The 5,844-nt window shown below is 73.3% G+C and carries 3 protein-coding genes and 1 pseudogene; all 4 read left to right on the plus strand.

What is annotated here, in order from left to right; all coding sequences use genetic code 11:
• Positions 1-107: 107 nt before the first annotated feature.
• Positions 108-1,571, plus strand: a pseudogene (locus ACFVZW_RS31320) (dynamin family protein); the annotation flags it as partial.
• 27 nt (positions 1,572-1,598) lie between these two features.
• On the plus strand, positions 1,599-3,440 hold the full coding sequence (locus ACFVZW_RS31325; RefSeq protein ID WP_384528421.1) for a GTPase: 1,842 nt from the start codon (positions 1,599-1,601) through the stop codon (positions 3,438-3,440).
• A 149-nt stretch (positions 3,441-3,589) separates the two neighbouring features.
• A complete protein-coding gene (locus ACFVZW_RS31330) occupies positions 3,590-4,108 on the plus strand; it encodes a single-stranded DNA-binding protein (RefSeq protein ID WP_384528412.1) in 519 nt (172 codons plus the stop codon).
• Positions 4,109-4,395: 287 nt separating this feature from the next.
• Positions 4,396-5,796: a Cys-Gln thioester bond-forming surface protein gene (locus ACFVZW_RS31335; protein WP_384528415.1), complete on the plus strand. Its 1,401-nt coding sequence runs from the start codon at positions 4,396-4,398 to the stop codon at positions 5,794-5,796.
• Positions 5,797-5,844 lie beyond the last annotated feature (48 nt).

Here is a 5,844-nt window from a genome sequence, read left to right on the forward strand (position 1 = left end):
CACCCCGCGAGCGTCCGAGGGGGCGCGCGCGCCCCCCCCCCCCCCCCCCGCCCCGCCCCCCCCCCCCCCCCGCCCCCCCCCGCCGCCCCCCCCCCCCCCCCCCCCACGACTATCTGGTGCCCCGCCTGAAGGATCCCGACGCCCCTCTCCTCGCCGTCATCGGCGGCTCCACCGGAGCGGGCAAGTCCACCCTCGTCAACTCCCTTGTCGGGCGGCGGGTCAGCGAGGCCGGCGTGCTCCGCCCCACCACGCGTACCCCCGTCCTCGTCTGCCACCCCGACGATCACCACTGGTTCGCCGGGCTGCGCATCCTGTCCCAGCTCACCCGCGTCTGGCTGCCCCACCAGGACGACGACCACGCGGCCGAGGAACCCCCGGAGGACAACGCGCTCCGGGTCGAGACGTCCTCCGCCCTCGCCCGCGGGCTCGCCCTGCTCGACGCGCCCGACATCGATTCCCTCGTCGTCGAGAACCGGCTGCTCGCCTCCGAGTTGATCTGCGCCGCCGACATCTGGGTGATGGTCACGACCGCCTCCCGGTACGCCGACGCCATCCCCTGGCATCTGCTCCGCACCGCCAAGGAGTACGACGCCACGCTCATCACCGTCCTCGACCGCGTCCCGCACCAGATCATCGGCGAGGTCTCCCGGCAGTACGAGGCCCTCCTCCACAAGGCGGGGCTCGGGGACGTACCCCGGTTCACCATCCCCGAGCTGCCCGAGTCCGCCGGAGGCGGACGCGGGCTGCTTCCCGACACCGCCGTCGCCCCGCTGCGGGCCTGGCTCGCCCACAGCGCCCAGGACCCCGCCGCCCGCCAGCAGGCCGCCGCCCGCACCGCCTCCGGTGTCGTCACCTCCCTCGACTCCCGGATTCCCGAGCTCGCGGCAGCGGTCGCCGCCCAGTACGCCGCCTCCGTCCGCCTCGGCGGCGCGGTCGGGGCGGCGTACGAGGAGCAGCGCGAGCGCCTCCGGAAGCAGCTGGGCCGCGGCACCGTCCTGGCCGGGGACGCCCGGACCCGCTGGCGCGGCTACCCCCGCGACAGCTCCGCCGGCGAGCTCCTCGACGCCCTCGTCGAATCCCTCGTCGCCCTCCTCCAGTGCGCGGTCGCCGCCGCGGACGAACGCGTACGGGACGCCTGGCGCCGCGAACCCGCGGCGGCGGGCCTCGGCGCCACCCCCGACCCGGAGGCCAACGAACGCATCGAGATGACCGTACGGCGCTGGCGGCGCGAACTCGAAGAGCTCGCCGAGGACGAGCTCTGCACCACGGAGCGACCCTCCACCGCCCGCACCGCCGCGCCCGACGCCGACACCGTCGCCGCCCTGCTCGCCGCCGCTCTCCTCGGCGGCCGCCGCACCCGCAGTGCCGGCGAGCGCCTCGCCGAACTCCTCGGCGCCCAGGCCGCCCTGCGCCTGCGCGACAAGGGCGGCGACCTGGTCATGACGTACCTCGACCGAGCCCTGCACACCGAGCGCGACCGGCGCCTCGCGCCGCTCGACGCCCTCGACGTGACCCCCGAGCCGCAGGCGGCGCTGATCGCCGCGCTCTCCGTACTGCAGAAGGAGAAGTGACGACCGGTGAGCAGCAGCACGGGCAGCATGGGCGGCGAGGGCGGCACGGGTGGCACGACGGGCCTCACCGTGGACGACCGCTGGGACGACGGCCTGATCGCGCGCCGAGCGGGGGAGGCGGCCGCGGGGACGAAGGCGGGCGGGAAGGCCGGGGCGGAGACGGGGCCGGCCGACGAGGACCTGCCGCCCCTGGTCGGGAACTACGGCGGAGCCCTGCGCACCCGCCTCGACGCCCTCAACGAACTCGTCGGCCTCTCCCGCACCCGCCTGGAGACCGACACCCTCGCCGAGGCCGGGCTCGCCGAGGCCGGACGCGTCCTGGACGAGGCCGCCGCCCGCCAGCGGCTCTCCGCCCGCCACACCGTCGTGGCCATCGCCGGACCCACCGGCAGCGGCAAGTCCACCCTCTTCAACGCCCTCGCGGGCGTCCCCGTCTCCGAGACCGGGCTGCGCCGCCCCACCACCTCCGCGCCCATCGCGCTCAGCTGGTCCGAGGGCTCGGCCGGACTCCTGGACCGGCTCGCCGTCCCCGGCCGGCTCCGCCGCCGCCCCCTCGCGGGCGGCGCGGCCGACGAGGAGCTGCAGGGGCTCGTCCTGATCGACCTGCCCGACCACGACTCGGCCGTCACCGCCCACCGCGACCAGGTCGACCGGGTCCTCGGCCTCGTCGACGCCGTGATCTGGGTCGTGGACCCGGAGAAGTACGCGGACGCCGTCCTCCACGAGCGCTATCTCCGCCCGCTCGCGGGCCACGCCGAGGTCACCTTCGTCGTCCTCAACCAGATCGACCGGCTGGGCGGCGAGGCGGCCGACATCGTCCTGGACGACCTGCGCCGCCTCCTCGACGAGGACGGTATGGCCCTCGGGGAACACGGCGAGCCCGGCGCCACCGTCCTCGCGCTCTCCGCCCTCACCGGGGAGGGCGTGGGCGAACTGCGCGAACTGCTCGGCCTGTTCGTCCAGGAACGCACCGCGCCCGCGCGACGGCTCTCGGCCGACGTCGACGCGGCGGCCGCCCGGCTCCGGCCGGTGTACGTCTCCGACGGGCAGACCGGTCTGGGCGAGCGGGCCCGGGAAGCCTTCGCGGACCGCCTCGCGGTCGCCGTCGGCGCCACCGCCGCGGGCGAGGCCGCCGAACGCGTCTGGCGCCGGGGAGCCATCCGCGCCTGCGGCACCCCCTGGCTGCGGCTCTACCGCTGGTACGAGCGGGTCCGCTGGCACGGCTCCACCGACCCTCGCCTCAAGACGCCGGTGGAGGACGAACTGACCGCGCGCCAGCGGGTGGAACAGGCGGTACGGACCGTCGCCGACGAGGCCTCGCGCGGACTGCCGGCGCCCTGGGCACAGGCGGTGCGCGAGGCGGCGGCGCGGGGGGCCGAGGGGCTGCCGGAGGCGCTCGACGAACTCACGGTGACCATCGGGGATCCGGCCGCCCGGCCGCCGCGGCCCGCCTGGTGGCCGGCCGCGGTCCTCGCTCAGGTCCTCATGACGTTCCTGCAGATCTTCGGCGCGTTGTGGCTGGTCGGCCAGATCGTGGGCGTGGTCGAGCCGGGGCTGCTGCCGCCGGTCCTCATCATGATCGGCGGCATCGTCGGCGGGCCGCTGGTGGAGTGGGCGTGCGCTGCGGCCGTGAAGGGGCCGGCCAGGCGGTACGGGCAGGAGGCCGAGCGGAAGCTGCGGGAGGCGGCGGCCGCATGCGGTCGGGCGCGGGTGCTGGACCCGATCTCGGCGGAGTTGATGCGGTATCGGGAGGTGCGCGACCAGTACGTGACGGTGTCGGCGACCCGGTCGGGCATGCGGGTGACGCGGCTGGGCGGCGGGGGCGGTACGCGGTGGGGCGGTACGAGGTCGGGGGCGCGGCTGAGATGAGCCCGCTTCCACACCCCCACGGGTGACGGAGTTTTCCCCAGGAGACGACCTCTCCACAGGCTCGGGCAGGGGTTCTTGGCCCGGGTCCACGATGAAGCCGGCTTCGGGAGTGGAGCCGGGTTCGGAGAAGGCTCGGAAAGGGGAGGCCCATGAACGACACGATGGTGACGCTGGTCGGGAACGTGGCGACGGCCGTGGAGTACCGGGACACGGCGACGGGCGGGGTGGCCCGGTTCCGTTTCGCGGTGACCGCGCGCCGCTGGGACCGGGAGCGGGGCGCCTGGACGGACGGACACACCAGCTTCTACACGGTGTTCGCCTGGCGGGCACTCGGCGCGAACCTGGCCGCCTCGGTCTCCGTGGGCGAACCGCTGGTGGTGCACGGCCGATTGCGGGTGCGCGAGGAGGACCTGGAGGAGGGTCGTCCGGACGGCCGCCGCAGGACCTTCGTGGACATCGACGCGCTGGCCGTGGGGCACGATCTGACGCGCGGTACGGCGGCGTTCCGCCGGGTGGTGAAGGGCGAACCGCGCCTGACGGAACGCCAGGCGAACGGGGGTGCGGAGCGGGATCCGTGGGAGACGGCCGAGGCGATATCGGAGGCGGAGCCGCAGGTGAGAGCACAAATGGAGGGAGAGGTTCCGCAGGTTCCGGAACCGGTGCCCTGACGTCGAGTTGGGGTGATTTGTCGACAGCGTGACCAGCGTTTCCTCGCGAATCGGGCCCCGGTCATAACGATTCCGAGTCGGAATGGTTATCAGACCGTATGAACGGGCACTCAGGTCTTCCCTCTCCCTAGGATTCGCGAGTACTCATACGGGACTTGAGTCGGCACATGAGGCATGTGAGCCGCTTGGGTTCATTGAGTCAACTGGGTCAGTGAGACTGCTGGCGAAGCGCTCCCCCCACGTGTCGCGACCGACGATGCGGAGCAGCTCGCCCGGAGGGGAAATTCATGTTTTCTGTTCGGAGGCGCGGCGTTGCCCGCCTTGCCGCCGCGACCGTGGTCTCCGGCCTCGTCGCTGCGGGTGCCATAGCCATCGCGGGACCGGCTGCCGCTGACGAGGGCGCCGACGGCACCGGCGGCGCGACCGCCACGCTGGGCAAGCTCACCGTCTTCGACGCGGTCAAGATCAAGGGCAAGGGCGAGTACAACGCCGGCCTGTTCACGATGCAGGTCACGCCCGGCGGTTCGCTGCAGACCTACTGCATCGACCTGTACACCGGCGCCAAGACGGGCCAGGAGTACAAGGAGGTCGGCTGGGACCAGTCCTCCCTCCACAACAACGAGAACGCCGGAAAGATCCGCTGGATCCTCCAGAACTCGTACCCGCAGGTGAACGACCTCGCGGCGCTGGCCAGCAAGGTCGGCGCGAAGAACCTCACCGAGAAGACCGCCGCCGCCGCGACGCAGGCCGCGATCTGGCACTTCTCGGACAACGCCGACGCCATGCCGGTCAACGAGGACGCCCAGAAGCTCACCGAGTACCTGGAGAAGAACGCGGAGAACCTGAAGGAGCCCAAGCCCTCCCTCAGCGTCTCCCCGGCCTCCGTCGCCGGTAAGTCGGGCGAGCGCCTCGGCCCGATCACGGTCGACACCAACGCCGCTTCGGCCGCCGTCTCCCTCGCGCCGGGTGCGCCCGCGGGCGTCAAGCTGGTCGACAAGGACGGCAAGGACGTCACCAACGTCGCCAACGGTGGCCAGGTCTTCTTCGACGTTCCGGCCGGCACGCCCGACGGCGCCGCCGAGCTGGCGGTCAAGGCCGACACGACGGTCCCGATCGGCCGCGCGTTCGTCTCCACCAAGGTCAAGAGCCAGACCCTGATCCTGGCGGGCACCAGCACCTCCAGCGTCACGGCGAAGGCCACCGCCACGTGGGCGAAGAAGGGCGCGATCCCGGCCGTCACGGCCGAGAAGAACTGCGCCAAGGGCGGCCTGGACGTCACGGCCTCCAACGAGGGTGACGAGGACTTCACCTTCGAGCTCAAGGGCAAGAAGGTCACCATCGGCGCCGGCAAGTCGGAGACGGTGACGATCCCGCTGGCCGAGGACGAGGCCTACGACTTCACGATCACCGGCCCGAACGGCTTCGAGAAGAACTTCAAGGGCGTCCTCGACTGCAAGACGGCCACCCCGGGCCCGCTCCCGTCGGAGACCCCGTCGACCGAGCCGTCCCCGACCACGCCGGCCACCACGGGCGGCTCCACCACCGGCTCCACGACCGGCGGCGGCGACCTCGCCGAGACCGGTAGCTCCAACGCCACCCCGATGATCGCCGGCATCGCCGCGCTCCTCGTGGTCCTCGGCGGCGGCGCGGTCTTCTTCCTCCGCAAGAAGAAGACGGCCGGCCAGTAACACTGCCGAACACCCGTCGGCGCCCGGGGGCCCCGCCGGCCCGGGGCC

The sequence above is a fragment of the Streptomyces sp. NPDC059567 genome, from assembly GCF_042735655.1.
GTDB lineage: Bacteria > Actinomycetota > Actinomycetes > Streptomycetales > Streptomycetaceae > Streptomyces.